This window comes from Nocardiopsis sp. NPDC055551 (assembly GCF_053619415.1).
In genome coordinates this window covers 103,686-120,343 of the sequence record NZ_JBSHJJ010000011.1, presented here as the reverse complement: position 1 = coordinate 120,343, position 16,658 = coordinate 103,686, and the positions used below count along the sequence as shown (strand labels likewise).

The 16,658-nt window shown below is 68.7% G+C and carries 10 protein-coding genes and 1 pseudogene; 6 read left to right on the top strand and 5 right to left on the bottom strand.

Annotated elements, in window-relative coordinates:
- The first annotated feature begins 161 nt into the window (after positions 1–161).
- Positions 162–1,643: a sodium/glutamate symporter gene (locus ACWGSK_RS20260; RefSeq protein WP_452456428.1), complete on the top strand. Its 1,482-nt coding sequence runs from the start codon at positions 162–164 to the stop codon at positions 1,641–1,643.
- A 35-nt stretch (positions 1,644–1,678) separates the two neighbouring features.
- Here the strand turns inward: ACWGSK_RS20260 and ACWGSK_RS20255 are convergent, their stop codons facing one another.
- Both ACWGSK_RS20255 and ACWGSK_RS20250 read right to left on the bottom strand, forming a co-directional pair.
- Entirely contained in the window at positions 1,679–3,064 is a 1,386-nt protein-coding gene (locus ACWGSK_RS20255) for a hypothetical protein (protein WP_452456427.1), read from the bottom strand.
- 241 nt (positions 3,065–3,305) lie between these two features.
- Positions 3,306–4,043: an SDR family NAD(P)-dependent oxidoreductase gene (locus tag ACWGSK_RS20250; RefSeq protein ID WP_358505307.1), complete on the bottom strand. Its 738-nt coding sequence runs from the start codon at positions 4,041–4,043 to the stop codon at positions 3,306–3,308.
- A gap of 575 nt (positions 4,044–4,618) precedes the next feature.
- On the opposite strand from ACWGSK_RS20250, the gene ACWGSK_RS20245 reads away from it, so the two are divergent.
- The gene (locus tag ACWGSK_RS20245) at positions 4,619–6,442 is read left to right on the top strand and encodes a choline/carnitine O-acyltransferase (protein WP_452456426.1); all 1,824 of its coding nucleotides are present in this window, start codon (positions 4,619–4,621) and stop codon (positions 6,440–6,442) included.
- 147 nt (positions 6,443–6,589) lie between these two features.
- Here ACWGSK_RS20245 and ACWGSK_RS20240 read toward each other — a convergent pair whose 3' ends face one another.
- Positions 6,590–7,840 carry a hypothetical protein gene (locus ACWGSK_RS20240; RefSeq protein WP_358505301.1) on the bottom strand — a complete coding sequence of 417 codons (1,251 nt, stop codon included), beginning with the start codon at positions 7,838–7,840 and terminating at the stop codon, positions 6,590–6,592.
- Positions 7,841–8,419: 579 nt separating this feature from the next.
- On the opposite strand from ACWGSK_RS20240, the gene ACWGSK_RS20235 reads away from it, so the two are divergent.
- A complete protein-coding gene (locus ACWGSK_RS20235; RefSeq protein WP_358505298.1) occupies positions 8,420–8,905 on the top strand; it encodes a GNAT family N-acetyltransferase in 486 nt (161 codons plus the stop codon).
- A pseudogene (locus tag ACWGSK_RS20230) lies at positions 8,902–9,378 on the top strand (amidase family protein); the annotation flags it as partial. The gene ACWGSK_RS20235 and the pseudogene ACWGSK_RS20230, both read left to right, overlap by 4 nt.
- Before the next feature lie 73 nt (positions 9,379–9,451).
- Here the strand turns inward: ACWGSK_RS20230 and ACWGSK_RS20225 are convergent.
- Entirely contained in the window at positions 9,452–10,927 is a 1,476-nt protein-coding gene (locus tag ACWGSK_RS20225) for a hypothetical protein (RefSeq protein ID WP_452456425.1), read from the bottom strand.
- A gap of 517 nt (positions 10,928–11,444) precedes the next feature.
- Between ACWGSK_RS20225 and ACWGSK_RS20220 the strand changes: the two genes are divergently transcribed.
- Together ACWGSK_RS20220 and ACWGSK_RS20215 are read left to right on the top strand one after the other, a co-directional pair.
- Positions 11,445–12,662 (top strand): FxsB family cyclophane-forming radical SAM/SPASM peptide maturase, encoded by a 1,218-nt coding sequence (locus tag ACWGSK_RS20220; protein ID WP_358505292.1) that lies wholly within the window; start codon positions 11,445–11,447, stop codon positions 12,660–12,662.
- The gene (locus ACWGSK_RS20215) at positions 12,663–13,976 is read left to right on the top strand and encodes an HEXXH motif domain-containing protein (RefSeq protein WP_358505289.1); all 1,314 of its coding nucleotides are present in this window, start codon (positions 12,663–12,665) and stop codon (positions 13,974–13,976) included.
- A 49-nt stretch (positions 13,977–14,025) separates the two neighbouring features.
- On the opposite strand, the gene fxsT is transcribed toward ACWGSK_RS20215, so the two are convergent.
- A complete protein-coding gene (gene fxsT / locus ACWGSK_RS20210; RefSeq protein ID WP_358505286.1) occupies positions 14,026–16,581 on the bottom strand; it encodes an FxSxx-COOH system tetratricopeptide repeat protein in 2,556 nt (851 codons plus the stop codon).
- Between the last annotated feature and the right edge of the window lie 77 nt (positions 16,582–16,658).

The following is a 16,658-nucleotide window of genomic DNA, read 5'->3' as shown; positions in this document are numbered from 1 at the left end:
CCGGGTGTTCGCGTCAGCCGAGTCACTGACACATGCGACCTACCTCCCAGCCCCGACCCCTGCGCGGGTGGACCACGTGCCGAGCCACGCGTGTGTCCGCGTGCCAGGGGTACACGTCCGCCCCGTACCGTTCCTCCTCGGGGCCGTTCCGAGAGGTGGATATGTCCCCTGACACCGTTGGCCTCGCACTCCTGCTCCTCGGGTTGTTGCTGCTGGTCTCCAAGCTGATCCGGGTCAAGTGGAAGCTCACCCAGAAGCTCTACCTGCCCGGCTCGATCATCGGCGGCGGCATCGCCCTGTTGCTCGGCCCCGACGTCCTCGGCTGGGCGATGGGCCTGCTCGCGGACCAGGGCATCGCGGTGGGACTCGCCGACCGCGTGGCCGAGGGCGGCCTGTTCGGTGTGGATGTCATGTCGGTCTGGTCGGCCCTGCCCGGCCTGCTCATCTCGGTGGTCTTCGCCAGCCTCTTCCTCGGTAAACGACTGCCGAAGCTGCGCGAGGCCGTCGACCTGGCCGGCCCCAACCTGGCCTTCGGTATCACCGTGGCCAGCGGCCAGTACGTGATCGGTATCCTCCTGGCCCTGCTGGTCCTGGTGCCCTTCCTCGACGTTCCGGTGATCTCCGGAGCGCTCATCGAGATCGGGTTCCTGGGCGGTCACGGAACCGCCGCCGGACTCGGCACCACCTTCGAACAGGTCGGCTGGGCCGAGGGTCAGGACCTCGCACTGGGCATGGCCACCGTCGGCCTGCTCTCCGGGGTCATCATCGGCATCGTCCTCATCAACTGGGGCGTGCGTCACGGCAAGACCTCGGTGATCAGCGCCGACAACAAGGGCACCGACCGTGAACAGGCCGGTCTGATCGAGCGGGCCAACCGCACCGCCGGTTCGACGATGACCGTGCACCCCTCGTCCATGGACCCCCTGACCCTGCACTTCGGTCTGGTGGCGGTCGCCGTCATCATCGGTCAGCTGATCCTGTCCGGACTGCAATGGCTGGAGCAGGCACTGTGGGCCGAGACCATCGAGGTCATGGCGTACGTGCCGCTGTTCCCACTGGCCATGATCGGCGGCATCCTCGTCCAGATGGTCATCGACCGCTTCGACCGCAACGACATCGTCGACGAACGCTCCGTGGAGCGGATCCAGGGCCTGTCCTTGGACGTGCTCATCATCGCCGCCATGGCGACGCTGTCACTGCAGGCCATCGCCGACAACATCCTCACCTTCGCGGTCCTGGCGATCGCCGGCATCCTGTGGTGTCTGTTCGCCTTCCTCTTCCTGGCGCCGCGCATGATGCCGAACTTCTGGTTCGAGCGCGGCATCGGCGAGTTCGGTCAGTCGATGGGCGTGACGGCCACCGGCATGGTGTTGATGCGCGTGGTGGACCCGGAAGTACGTACCCCCGCCTACCCGGCGTTCGGATACAAACAGCTCATCTTCGAACCCTTCTTCGGCGGTGGACTGGTCACCGCGGCGGCCATCCCGTTGATGGTCAGCCCACTGGTGGGCCCCTGGGGATTCCTGGGCATCATGGTGGCGACCATGGCCGTCGCACTCTTCTTCGGACTGGTGGTCCTGCGCCGCCGACACCGAAGGGCGCGACAGGCCGCGACCGAAGAACGAGGGAAGGCCACGGTGTAGCGTCCGACCGGGTGCCGGAGGTGGTCGCCCACGCTTCAGGGCGGGTGCGGCGCGCGAGCCCGAGCGGCCCTCGCCCGCGCCGCCACCTCCGGATCGGGATGGTGACTGCCCAGAGCCCGCAGGACCTCACGGGTATCGGGATGCTCCGGGTCCCAGAGCCGGTCGACGTCATCGAACAGGTGTCGGTCGATGCCCTCGGCGGCCTCCGAGACCAGGAAGGACCGCATCCCGGACTCGCCCAGGGCGGAGGCCGCGGCGAACACGTCGATGGCCGTCCAATGCCCGAACCGGGCGCTCAACGACTCGCGTTCCTCCTGCGGGAGCATGTGCGAGGACAACAACACCACCGAGGCCAGACCCGCCACCGTGGGATCGGGCTCGACCAACAACCGACGCAGGCGCTGACCGATGCGTGAACTGATCAGGCCCAGGACCAAGGCGGCGTTCCAACGACGTAGTGCCCTCCCCGGCCCGGCACAGACCGCGACGATCTCCCTCAGCGTCTCCTCGGGCGCGCGGGAGTCCGACCACGAGGTGAGCCCGACGAGCTGGCCATCGGGGGAGAACGTGGCCAACGCGTCCAAGAAGGCACCCGCGTCGAGCCGCACGAACTCATCGAGCAGAGGAGCCGGACGGCCACTCGCCAACAGGATCTGCCGTATCCCGTACCGGCCCAGGTCGGTGAGTTCCGCCCAGAGCGGGTCGGTCCGATGATCGCGAGGAACGTCCTTGGGCGCCCTGGGAGTGCTGTGCCCGACCTCGACCGCGCCGGAATCGCGTAGCTCCCACGCTCCGCGAGCGAGCCTGGCGGTGCTGCGCCCCGGGCACACCATCGGCAGATGGATCTCCTCCTGAGCGGTCACGACCTCCTGGGTCAGCATGCGCAGCGGGACACGAGCACCATTGGGGGACTCGTACAGGCGTCCCAGAGCTGTGTCGGGTGAGATACCGGCGACCTCCCGCAGTGAACGCTCCACGCACTCACGGAAACCGAGCACCCACCAGCGCAGGACCTGTTCGGGGGCGCGCACCCGGCCGTCCAGATCCTGAGCGGGCCGTGCCTGGCCCGTTTCGCACTGGACCAGCCCCAACCTCAGGGCGGCGCGCCAGGACCGGATGAAACGGTGTGCCTGTTCGGGGGAGTCGATCCGCCGCAACCACTCGTCCCGGCGATGGGGATCCCGGCACAGGTGATGGGGCCAAAGACCGAACCTGCGGATCGCGTCGCGGGTGTCGTCCAGATCCGGCAGACCGTGCACGTCGACGTGGGTGATGGGGCCGCACCAGCGGGCCAGATCCAGGGCGTCGCCCAACAACGGGGTCGCCAAGGCGGACCGGGCCAGTTCCCGGGGCGGTCGCAGGGACACCGGTCGGGCGGCGAAGCGATGGTGGGCCGACGCGTCCGAGTGGTGCGATGACATTCCTGCCCCCGAGTCCTGGTGTCTCGAACTCCCTTTCTCTCCCTTGTACAGCGCCTCGCCATGTCCGTGTGGTGGTTTCGCCGACATAGTGGCGACGAAAGCGATAGAAGCGGGGTTTGGGGCATGACGCATCGGGCCCTTCGCCGTGACCCCTTGGGATCGGCGGCCGGCCGCCGACCTCCGTGGCCCACGGTCAGGGCCCGCCCGGGACGCACCCGAGGACCAACACCAATGGGACGGATCAGTGCAGGTACGAGGCCCCGTTCAGATCCAGGACGGAACCCGAGGCCCACTCCGCCTCGGGTGAGGCCAGGAACAGCACGGCCGCGGCGACCTCCTCGGGGGTGGCCACCCGCCCGAAGGGGCTCTGCGCGCGCACCTGGTCGGTGACCCGGTGAGCCACCCGCTCGGTCGCGACGAAACCCGGGGCGACGGACGCCACGCCGATCCCGTGCGGAGCCAGTGCCACGGCCAGGGACTGGCCCATCGCGTGCAAGGCGGCCTTGCTCGCACCGTAGGCCGGGTGCTCCGGCTCCCCCTTGAACGCACCCCGAGAGCCGATGTTGACGATGCGTCCGCGCACCCCCTGGTCGATCATGTGTCGGGCGGCCCGATGACCGATGTGGGCCGCGCCCAGGACGTTGACGTCCAGGGTTCGGCGCCACACCGTCACCCACTCATCGAAGGGCGTCTCGGCGATCGGGTGGGGCAGGTTCACGGCCGCGTTGTTGACCAGGACGTCCAGCCCTCCGAGTCGTTCCAGGACCGTCTCGACCAGTTCGGACGCGGCGGTCGGCTCGCTCAGGTCGGCGCAGACCAGTACGTGGCCGACACCGGGCAGCGACCGGAGCGTCTCCTCGGCGCCCTCCCGGTTTGAGCCGTAGTGCACGGCGACCCGATCGCCCGCGTCGGCGAAGGCGATGGCGATCGCGCGACCGATACCTCGCGCGGCACCGGTGACCAGGACGTGACGACTCATGAACGGACCCTTCGACGAAGACGACGGAGCATCGAGGCTACCCACCTCCGGTGATCGACGGTTTCCGGAATCGAAGCCGGGAAGCGAAGGCGTGGGACACACCGGGAACACCACTCGAAGCCCCGTCCTCGTAGGCGATCCCGCCCACAACGCAGTGGTTACCGAACAGTAGACTCGCGCCGCGATCACAACGGCTGGTCCAACCCCCGTGGAGGCGACAAGGTCAACCACCCGTGGCTGAAGCCACAGGCTTGCGGGCCGGCGCCCCCGGACTCGCCGAGTCCCACCTCGAACACCTTCCCGAACCTTCTACCGTCGATGGGCGCCCCCGTACACGGTGATGCGCCCATGGACCGACGGCTCGGGCACACACGACACGACCACCCCCGCCCGAAGCACCGGGATCGACCGGTGACACCCGACCGGGAAGACACCTCCCCGTGCCGCCCAGGACCCCAAGACACCGAGCGCCCGGTAGGCCCACCGCCGACCACACACGAAATCCTGTCCCGACGACCCACGGAGCATCCGCGCACGCTCGGCCCTCACCGTCGAAGAACGAAAGCGAGACCCCCATGACCGACCCCCACCGACCCGGCACCTTCGCCCACGACGACGACCTTCCCCGGTTGCCATTGCCGGCGCTCAGAGACAGCGCGCAGCGGTTCCTGCGCTGGTGCGAACCCTTGTTGGACAGCGCGCAGTTCACCGCCACAGAGACCGCGGTGGAGGAGTTCCTGAGCCCGGAGAGCCCGGCCTGGGCACTGCATTCCGAACTGGAACGCGTCGACGCGAGCCAGGACTCACAAACCTGGCTGGACGACTACTGGCCGAGCCAGTACCTCGGTGCTCGGGGCCGGGTCGCACTGGACGTCAACTACTTCTTCCTGCTCACCGACCACGAAGGCGACCAGTGCGAACGCGCGGCGGACCTGCTGGCCGCAGCCGTGGACTTCAAGCGGCGCGTCGACGCCGAAGAGGTGCCCCCGGAGGCGCCACGTGGGCGGCCCCAATCGATGGAACAGCTCAAACGCCTCTTCGGTACGACCCGTATCCCAGGCGAGACGATGGACACCGTCCGCACCCCCTACAGCCCCGAACACCCCGGGCCTTCGCGGGCAAGACACATCATCGTGTTCACCCACGGGCACATGTTCTCCTTCGACGTGCTCGACCCCGACGGTCGCCCCCACACCCCTGACGAGCTGACCACAGGGTTGCGCGAGTTGCTCGCGACCGTGTCCGAACAGACCGCCCCGGGGCAGTCGGTCGGCCACCTGACCACCAAGGATCGGACCGAGTGGGCTCGCAGCAGGTACGCGCTGCTCGAGATCGACTCAGCCAACCTCGCGGCACTGGAGACCGTGGAGACCGCGCTGCTGTGCCTGACCCTGGAGGGGGACACCCCTACCGACGACCGGGCCGCGGCCGCCCGGCTCCTGCACGGTGACAGCGCGAACCGCTGGTTCGACAAGGTCCTCGGCTTCGTGGTCTTCCCCAACGGTCGGGCCGGTCTCAACTGTGAGCACAGCACACTGGACGGCACCACGGCCGCCTCCTTCCTCAACGCGGTCGATGCCTTCTCGGCACCGGAGCGCACCGGCACCGACAGTGGTCGCGTACCCGGGTTCGCTCCGGTGGAGTTCGTCCTCGACGAAGCGCTGCGCGCCGACATCCGTGAGTCCGGTGAGGCCTTCGCCGACTACGCGGCCCAAGGCGTCAACGCCACGTTCAGCAGCCGTGATTTCAACAGTGAACGCGCCAAGGCGCTCGGCGTATCACCCGACGCCTTCATCCAACTGGCCTTCCAACTCGCCCACCAGCGTGCCAAGGGACGACCGGGCGCCACCTACGAGTCGATCTCCAGCCGGCAGTACCACTACGGCCGCACCGAGTCGATGCGTGTGATCACCCCCGAGTCGGTCGCCTTCGTCGAGGCGATGGAGGACCCGGACGCGGACGCGGGCACCCGCGAGGCCGCGGCCCGAGCCGCCGCTCGCGAGCACTCGGCGCGCGCCAAGGGCTGCCAGGTCGGTGAGGGGCCCGAACGGCACTTGTGGACGCTCGAACTCATACGCAGGGACCGTGGTGCCGCGCTCGGAGCCGAGACACCGATGGCCCTGTACGACAGCCCGGGCTGGCGGATCATGCGTTCGGACCACCTGTCCACCAGTTCGGTGCCCTGCCGGTCGGTGAACCTGTGGGGGTTCGGCTCGACCGGCCCCGACTGCATCGGCATCGGGTACATCCTGCTGCCGGAGCGGATCGACCTCCACCTGCACGCTCCGCGAAGCCTGGCCGAGGTGCAGGAGCGCTTCGTCCAAGAACTGGGCGGTGCCTTCGAGGAGCTGGCGGAACTGTTGGCCGACGAGTCGACCATGAGCACGGCCCGGAACTGATCCTTGGCCCCATGGTGTTCACCGTCCGGTGGTTCGAAGCGTGGGCTTCGGACCACCGGACGGCGGGACGTGCGCCCTTCCCTGCCCCGCCGGTCTGCCGGTCAGGGCAGGGAAGGGTGGCAGCGCGTGCGCCGCACCGAGATGGACCTACCCGTTGTAGAACACGGGTGTGCGGCGGGCGGCGCGGGCCGGACGCGGCCCCAACGCGCCCAGGGCGATCGCACTGAGCACGCTGTCCGCGGCCGGATGGCCCGACCCCCACATCAACTTCGTGACGGTCTCCGGATCGCGCCAGAGCTCGCGATCCTCCGGCAACGGCAGTCCCGAATCCACCCGCACGGCGTAGGTGTCGAGCACGGCCATCACCAGTTGCGTGATCCGGACCCGCCCGGTCCGATGCCGGGCGTGCGCCACCCAACCACCCAGGACCGGGTGATCGCGGTAGGTGTCCAGTACTTCGTCGGCCTCGGGCCCCACCCCGCGAAGCACCCGGAAGGCGTGCACACGCAGCCGCCAGTCCGCGGGGTCGGTACAGGCCGCCAACAGCGACCGGGCCGCCTCTCGCGCACAACGCTCGGCGACCCACTCCGCGCCCATCGTCTCGATGTCGACCGACCGTGAGTCCCACAGGAGCAGCAAAAGCGCCCGCGCCGAGAGATCGCAGACCCGCGGATGCTCCAACAGCGGTTCGTCCCGCTCGTGTCGACGACGGGCCATGCCGTGGTCACCCAACCGGGTGATGCGCACCTGGCCGTTCGGGAGGGGCTCAACGGCCCCTGAACGGATCAGGGAGTGCACCGCCGCAGGGACACCTTCGACATCGTCGAGTTCGTGCGCCAACCCCTCCAAGGACCGACCACGGCCGGAGGTGAAGAGGATGTCCAGTACACGAAGAGCCGGATCAGGGCCCGCCAGGACCGGAAGGGCCCGCGACCAGGCCCGCACGAGGCGCTCATCGTCACACCAGATCTCCATGGCGTCCTCGGGCAGGACATCGGAGGCGCTCGTGTACAGGAATCCGGCACGCAGCGCCGCTTCGAACACTCGCGGGATCTCCTTGGGGGTCAAACCCAGCTCGGCGGCCGCCCGGCTCCGGTCCTCGGCGCGGAACCGCTCGGGCCCGCCCCCTCGGACAAGGGGCACCGCCGAACCCACCCACGAGGTCAACCGCAACGCGTCGATCAGGCCAGGGCAACTCCGCGCCTGAAGAGCCGCCTGACCCACCGGTACCAGACGGATGGTCAGTGGACCCTCATCGCGGGTCTGGGGACGCCACCGAAGGTCGACTTCCTCGTCCGACGAGGACATGGTCTCCCCGACGGACGAGTCGAAGGGTTCTCCCCGCTGATCGGACGTTTCGAGAGTGCTTCGGTCCATCGGCGCGGAGGTGGTGTCCACGGTGACCTCCTTGAGCGGTTCACGATGATGTCGACCGGTCGCCGGGGCGGGGATCCGATCGGTCTTGGAACGATCACCGGTCGGCCGCCACATCGCCCTCCGCGTACAGCCATCACTCTCGCCGCGCAGGGGGACGCCCATCCCACAACGGGGCCGACCGGTAGGAGAGGTCTTGGCCCCGTCGTACCGCCGGCACATATCGCTCATCGCGGTACTCGGGGGCCTGGTCCTGGGCGGCGGTTCTTCGGGGACGCCGTGCCTCGAAACCCGCCCGAGGCCCTTCGGGCCTGGAGGGGTGAGGGTGGGACGAGGTTGAAGGAACTCGTTCAGGGTGCGCAACCCCTCCTCGACGACGAGGGAGAGCAGGTACGGAATGGTGCCTCGAAGTAGGCGGAAGCGGACGGGTTCGACGATGGTCATGGCGCCCCACGGGAAGTAGGTGTCGGGATGGTCGTGCCCCCATCGTCGGTGAAATCGGAGAAATCCGCAGAAGGCCTGTGGATAACCTGGTTTTCCCAGGTCAGGGGGGCAAGGGAAAAATGGAGGCGGCGACCGGAACGACTCTGCTTCAATACCGGAATGATGATTCGCACCGCGCTGCCCTCCGAGCACACCGTGATCGGAGACCTGAGGGTTCGGGCCTACCGGGACCAGAGCCTGTTGGACACCGGCCCCTCCTACGCCGACACCTTGCGCGAACTGGGGTGGGACGCCCCGGACGAGGTCATGGCGGCCGTGGAGGGTGACACCGTGTTGGGCACGGTCGTGTACGTGCCCTGGGGGCCGCGCTGTGAGGCGGCGCGAGGGCCACGGGAGGCCGAGATCAGGGCCTTCGCCGTCGCTCCTGAAGCACAACGCCGCGGAATCGGCGCCGCCCTGGTCAAAGCCGTGATCGAACGCGCCGAACGTGACGGGCTCGATCGTCTGGTGTTGTCCACCCAGCAGATCATGATCGGTGCCCGACGCCTGTACGAGACGCACGGTTTCACCCGACTGCCCGAGCGTGACTGGTCCCCGATTCCCGCCGTGGACCTTCTCGTCTACGCCCGGAACCTGAGGGGATGAACGACCCGCGCCCGGACGAGTACGCCGAACTGGACTCCACCGCCCTGGCGGCGACGCTACGGGCCGGGGAGGCCTCACCGGCCGAGGTGGAGTCCGCGGCCAGGGAGTCCCTGACCCGGGCCCACACCGAACTCAACGCCCTGACCCGGCCGTTGTTCGAACCGGCGCTGTCCCATGACCCCCACGGACCCTTGGCCGGGGTGCCCTTCGTGATCAAGGACAGCGGCCCAGTGGCCCGAGGCGTGCCCTTCACCTTGGGCAGCCGGGCCCTGCGCGGCGCGTCGGCCGCCGTGGACCAGGAGGTGATGGCCCGTTTCCGTAAGGCCGGCCTGGTGACGCTGGGCCGGAGCACCGCACCGGAACTGGGGCTGAGCTTCGCCACCGAGTCGGTGCTGTACGGACCCACCCGCAACCCGTGGGACCCCGGACTCGGGGTCGGCGGATCCAGCGGTGGATCGCCGGCCCTGGTGAGCGGAGGCTCGTGCGCCCCGCATCGTGGTTTCGCCTACGGAGCGTGGCGGGTCCCGCCTTATCTGCTCTGGCGGGTCAGTGGCTCGACTCCGACTCCCAGTGCGGACTCGACTCCATGTAGGGCTGACCTTCGGTTCCGAAAGGGAACCCGTACCCACCGTCGGGGTCTTCGGGGAACTCGTGCTCATCAGCGAAGTCGAAGCAGGACTCGTCCTCGAACCGGTCCACACCGGCTCTGACGAAGGGCGACGGTGAGGGATCACGGGGTTCCGAGGAATCGGCCCGCCGCACGGCATCGGTCAGACGCGAGTCCTGACCGGCATACTCCAGGACGGTACCGCCCCGAGGGCGGTCGGTCATGGAACGAACGAAGTCCTCGGGATCATCCGGTGACAAACCGGCGGCGAGAAGTTCACGAGCGGCCTCGGACGGTTCCCGGCCCGCCGACCACTGATCCAGCAGGGGCTCGATGTCGATCGGCCGAGCCGCTGCCGCCAATCCCAGGAGTTCGGTGGAACTCAGCTCCGTGACCGGTGGTGTGGCGGGTACCTCGACCCCACAGGCGCTCAATCGGCGGGCGACGCAGTGGTCGCCCAACCCCGTGATCAGGTGCCGACCGTCGTCGGTCGCCGTCACCGCCCCCAGCTCGGTCAGGACCTCCAACACCCGGGGCAGATACGACTCCGGGTCCGGTTCGGCGCACACGTGGACCAGTTCGTCCGGAGACAGTGCCCTCCCGGTGAGGAAGAGTTCGCCGAGTACCAGGAAGGGTGTGGCCCCGGGCCGGGCGGTCATGCTGGACAGGGCATCGGCCCAGGCGTCGGCGACCGCACCCGGGGTCCTTCCCACCCACGAGTGCGCCGCCGGTCCAGGGCGGGCGTGCAGATAGTCGGTGCGCACCAGGCCCGCGGCGCGGGCGACGGAGAACAGGAACGGGATCTCGCCGGAGGGGACGTCCAGGACCCGGGCCGCCTCGGCGGTGTCGTTCTCGCCGAGAGCGTCGTGCTCGGTGTAGGGGCGAAGCAGAGCCTGCGGGTCCATCCACGCGGACAGTCGCGCGGCCAGGTGCAAGGTGGGGCACGCTCCGGCGCGGATGTCCAGGTCGGCCACGGGCGTGGGCAGGTAGGGGCGCGGTGGTTCGGGGTTCTCGGTCTCCCCATACCCCAGGCGTTCCAGGAGAGGGGCGGCGACCTCCGGTGGCGCCTCGGAGTCCGGCTCGGCGTGATCGGATCGGCTCAGGTCGACCTTCTCGATCGCCGTGCGCAGCCGGCGCGGGGTCTCGGTCGACACCAGGCGTGCGTCGGTGACCAGGTGGTCGCACCAGCTGAGCCAGGTCTCACGGATCAGTTCGGGCAACCGGTCGCGGTGACGGAGCAGGGTCGCCACCTCGTGGACGTCGTCCACGGTCCAGTCACCGGGATCGGTGGCGCCCGTGTCCTGGTGGGCGCTGAGTAGGAGTACCAGTGCCTCGATGTGCAGGGTGGGAGGTTCCTTGACGGTGTGCGCCCAGTCGATGCAGGCGGAGATGGCGGAGAGAAGGCGCTCAGTCATTAGATCTTCACCCAAAGTGACGGGGGTGGCCGAAACGGCATCAGACTAGCCGCACGCGGGGTCCTCGTAGGGGCAAACGTGGAAACCGGTGCCGACCCCGTACGCCCGACATGCCTGTTCGGGCGGTCGCACGGTTCGTGGAGGAACGGTTCGCCATTCCTCGCGGTCGCGGATCGTCATAACGAAGGTGGGTGAAAACCCTGAAAGGGATGGCGAAAGATCCTGGTTCGGGACGTGAGTAGGAAAGGGCTCGCTACCGCGTCGCGGGGTCGGGTAATCATCGAAGTGCCGGCCGGTATCGGCCATGGGGTGGAGTTCGTCGGCCAAGACACTGTCTCGGCCCGTCGCAGGATGAACCTGGACGGATCGGGCGTAAAGGACAGATTGGCGCTACCGGAAGGCGTGGATGGACTACCCACCGGTGAGGTTTGTGGATACCCCATGAGAGTACGTATTCCGGTAAATGCGATGATCAATCGTATTTCGCGCGTGCCCTCACCATAGGAGGACCCCCGGCGTGACAAGGAGTACCGGATCGGAAAGACCCACCGAATGGCCCGAAGACATGGACGTCGACGAACTTCTCGGCCAGGGATGGCGTCCCACACCCTTTCGCGAGTTCATCCTCAAGATCCACAGTCGCTGCAACCTCGCCTGCGACTACTGCTACATGTACGAGATGGCCGACCAGGGTTGGCGCTCCCAACCCAGACGCATGGCCAAGCCCACCGTCGACCGGGTCGCCGGACGCATCGCCGAACACGCCCGCACCCACGGCCGTGACCGTGTCGACGTCGTCCTGCACGGCGGCGAACCCCTGTTGGTGGGCCCCGACCACCTGAGGTACGTCGCCGAGTCGTTGCGCAAGGCCTGTGACCCCGACGTGCAGGTCGCCCTGCGCATGCAGACCAACGGCGTGCTCATCGACCGGCACTACCTCGACCTGTTCGAGGAGTTCGGTATCCGGGTCGGTGTCAGCATCGACGGCGCGCGCGAGGACCACGACCGGCACCGCACCCGCGCCAACGGACGTGGCAGCCACGCCGAGGTACAGACCGGCATCGAACGCCTCAACACCCGCGACCGCCGCCTGTTGTCCGGACTGCTCACCACCGTCGACCTGGAATCGGACCCCGTCGCCACCTTCGAGCACCTGATCGGGTACGGCCCACCCGGCATCGACTTCCTCCTGCCGCACGGCCACTGGGACGAGCCGCCACCGGGATGGTCGCCCACCGAACCCCACTACGGTCGCTGGATGGCAGCGGTGTTCGACCGTTGGTACGGCGCACCCGAACGCGAGACCAACGTCCGCATGTTCAATGAGATCATCCGCTTGCTCTTGGGCGGTCCCTCCCGTGCCGAGAGCATCGGGCTCTCACCGGCCGCGCTGGTGGTCGTTGAGACCGACGGAAGCGTCGAACAGGTCGACAGTCTCAAGTCCGCCTTCGAGGGGGCCGCGCACACCCCCTTGCACACCTTCACCCACCCCTTCGAGGACGCCCTCTACCTGCCCTCGGTGGCCGCCCGCCAGATCGGCGCCCGTGCCCTGAGTCCCACCTGCGCCGCCTGCCCACTGGCCAAGGTGTGCGGCGGCGGGCTCTACCCGCACCGCTACCGCTCCGGCCATGGCTTCCTCAACCCCTCGGTCTACTGCGCCGACCTCTACCACCTGATCACCCACATCCACCGGACCGTGGCCGCGGACGTGGCCCGGATCAGGAAGGAACTCTAGATGCCGGGACCGGTCCCCGACCCGCTGTTCGACGACCTGGCCCGAGGCTCAGGTGGGCGGGCCGCCGCCGTCCACCTGTGCTCCGCGCAGTACGGCAAGCACCTGCTCCTGCTGCGTCGCGTCGTGGACGTCGCCCACGAGACGGGGCACCCCGGGGCCGTACACGCCCGGGACGCCTACGAACTGCTGGCCCGCGCCCAACAACACGCGCCCGACCCGGTCGCGCGGTTGTTGCGCACCCCCACCGTCGGAGTATGGGCACGCCGTACCGCCCTGGCCCTGGCCGGTCACCGCGCCGAACCCGCCCGCGTCGAGGCGCTGTCCGCGCTCGCCGCGGCGGCGGCCCTGCGCGCCGGCTTGGACGCCCGAGTCGAGGTCCCCCTGGACGGCCCGACCGTTCCACTGCCCTCCCTGGGACGTGCCCTGGTCGGCGATGCACCCTCCGCGCTGGTGGAGATCGTCGACGGACGGGCCGCCATCGGGGTGGCGGGCCGGTCCGAGGTGGAGGTCCCCGAGGACCCGCACGAGGACGCCCCCGGATGGCACGCCCTACGAAGACTCGCGGCCGAACACCGAGGTCGGCGACTCGAACTGCTCCTGGACGATCAGGACCCGGACCGCATGCCCGGTACCGACCTGATCGCCCGGCGCCTGGACGCGGAGGAACTGTGCTGGTGGCGAGGCACCCTGCAGCAGGCCTGGGAGTCGCTGGTGGACCATCACTGGACCATCGCGGAGGAGACGTCGACCATCGTCACCACACTCACCCCCATCACCGCGCCGGGCGGCAAGGTGCACACCAGCGCCACGGCCCGGCACGCCTTCGGGAACCTGGGGTTGTCCCGTCCCACCGGGCCGGTGCCGTTCGCGCTCACCTTCGCGCACGAGGTCCAGCACGCCAAGCTCACAGCCCTGCTCGACCTGGTCGACCTGACCCTGCCCGAGGATGGGAGCCGCTACTACGCGCCCTGGCGCCCCGACCCTCGCCCCGCCTCTGGATTGCTGCAGGGTGTGTACGCCCATCTGGGCGTGGCCGGGTTCTGGCGCCGGTACCGGCATGTCACCGAAGGGGAGGAGGCGCGTCGCGCCCATGTGGACTTCGCGCATTGGCGCCGCTCCACGGTCGACGCGGCCCGCGTCTTGGCCGACTCGGGGCGGCTCACCACCGACGGCAAGCGCTTTCTCGCCTTGACCGACCACACCCTGCGGGAGTGGCTGGACGATCCGGTCCCGGACTCGGCCGAACGCGCCGCGCAGGACACGGCCCGCCGCCACCTGGACCGGTGGCGCGCCCGCAACGGGACCTCGGGCTGAGGCCCGAGGTCCCGCAGTAGAGCGGGGCCTCAGGGCTGGTGTGCCGGCCTCACAACAGGGGCGGGTCGAAGTCGGCGACCAGACGGCGGTTCTCCTCGCACGCGCCGGTGAAGGGGTGTTCACGGCCCAGGGCGCGTACATAGGCGTCGTAGGTGTGGTCGGACAGTTCCTTGGCCTCCGTCGACTTCTTCTCTGCTCGCAGGTCCAGCACCAGGTTGGAGGCGCAGGCCAGGCTGTTGGGGTGTTCCTCTCCCACCAACTCGCGGTAGCGACGCAGTGTCCCCTGGCCGAGCCGGGCGGCGTTGTCGGTGTCGCCCAACGCCGCCAGGTCGCCGGCCAGGTTGGTGGCGGCGGCCAGCGTGTAGTGGTGGTTGCGGCCCAGTCGGGCCTCCAAGGCGATCAGCGCACTCTCGTTCATCGACCGGGCTCGCTCCGGGTCACCCAACAGCCTGTACAGGAGTGCCACGTTGCTGGTGCATCCGTGCTTGTAGGGGTGGTCATGGCCATAGGCCTGGGCGTAGCGCAGGTCGGTGTCCTCGGCCAGTTCCAACGCGCCGTCCAGTTCCCCGGTCATCCGCCACAGGTTGGCCAGGCACATCGCCGCGGCCAGGGTGCTGGGGTGGTGGATACCGTGCAGACGCAGGTAACGGGAATGGGCGTCCTGGCCCAGGTCGAGGGCTTCCTCGACCTCCCCGGACAGGCGGCGGGCGATGGCCAGGTCCACCTGGGTGCGCAGGGTGCGAGGGTCCTCCACCCCCAACTGGTCGCGACCGTAGGCCAGGGCGTCTTCGCCCAGGTCGCATGCTTCCGTGTAGTCCCCGGACAGGCGCACCGCCTGTGCCAGCGCGTTCCAGTAGGCGAGCAGAACCGGTGAGCCGCCGGTCGGACCGACCCGCTTGAACAACATGTAGGAACGTTCGTGCCTGGCCTGGGAGCCGCCGAAGTCACTGGTCAACGCGTGGTCCAGGGCGAGGTTGTTCAGAGCCCGCAGGGTGGCGGGGTCGTTGGGGCCGAAGGCCTCCTCGTACTGGCGCAGTACCTCCTCGTCGTGTTCGCGGGCCTTCCAGAAGTCACCGCGGGCACGGTAATCGGCACCGCGGCCGGAGAGCACCGAGAGTGTGTCGGAGTGGTTCGCGCCCAGAACCCGTGTCATCGAGGGAAGGATCGCCCGGTTGATGTCCTGGGCTTCGGTGAACCTGCCCAGGTCGCGCAGCCGGTTGGCGTACTTGGCCTGGGCCCGCAGTACGTGCGGATCCTCGTTGCCCGAGTCGGCGCTCCACTTCTCGATGAACCCTTGTGCGTGCTCGCTCGCGGTCTCGTAGTTGCCCGAGGTGTACAGGAAGTCGAGCATGTTCAACCCGAACTCCCGCACCTGCGGGATGGCGGACTCGGCGACCCGCGCCGGACGCATGTGGGAGAGCAACTCCAGGTAGCGGGCCTGGGAGGCGGGATCGGTGAAGTTCTTGGGGGCCGCGGCGCTGAGCAGCGACCACACCTCCAGTCGGATCTCCTCCTGGGTCTGTTCGTCCAGTTCCTCGCGTACCAGCGCCTGGATCAGCCGGTGCACCTGGACGGTGCGGTTGGAGTTGTCCAGACGGACCAACGCGTACCGTCCCAACTGGCCGATGGCCTTGCTGAGACGGATCGGGTCGGACATCAGCTGTGCCATCTCCGGGCGCACCCTGCCCTCGTCCACGGGGAAGAACAGGTCCCTCGGGATCGGCTCGGGTCCGAAGAAGGCGCAGCACCGCAGGAGTTCCATCGCCTCGGGCAGGTTCTCCTGCAGCTTGGCCACCGACAACTGCCAGGCCGCCGTCATGGGCTGGGGGTACTCGGGCGGCTTGCCCTCCCGGAGCAGGGGACCGGTCCGTTCCGACAACAACCCCAGGTACTCCCCGACCGACATCCCGGTCTCGGACTGCAGCGCACCCGCCTGTTCCAGGGCCAAGGGCAGATGCCCCAACGCCTCGGCCAGCTCGGTGGCCTCGTCGCCGCTGATGCCCCGAGGGATGCGCTTCTTGAGGAACTCCACGCTCTCGTGCTCGGCGAAGACGTTCACGGGGACGGTCTCGGCCACCCCGCCCCACCGGTGGTTGCGCGTGGTGATGAGGACGTGTCCGGGACCTTGGGGGATGACGTCGTTGAGCTCTTCGGGCTCGTCGGCGTTGTCGAAGATGAGCAACCACCGAGAGTAGGGATCACCCTTGCGCAACGCCTCCAGGACCCCGTTGGCGGCCTCCTCCACACCGGTGACGGCGGGCCCCGCCAGTTCCAGGTGCGGCGCCAGGTGAGCCAAGGAGGAGCGGACCAGGCCGGGCTGGTCGGCCATCACCCACCACACCAGGTCGTACTCGTCCCGGAACCGGTGCGCGTACTCCACCGCCATGAGCGTCTTGCCCACGCCGCCGTACCCGTGAAGGGTCCGAGGCACCACCGGCTCGGGGGTGGGTACGACCGCGGTCACCTGGTTGAGCAGGCCAGCGCGTAGTTCGTTGAGTTGTTCGGTGCGTCCGGTGAAGTTCTTGTGGCGCGGTGGAACCCTGCCCCACACCTCCGGGAATCGGCTCCTGCCCTGGCCGGGAAAACGCCCCTGGGAAGTGGTCACTCGGTGTCCTCCGTTTTCACATAGGCCTCACCAGGCTCCCTATTTCTCACACTGTGGAAAAGCCCTGGTGTTGTGTT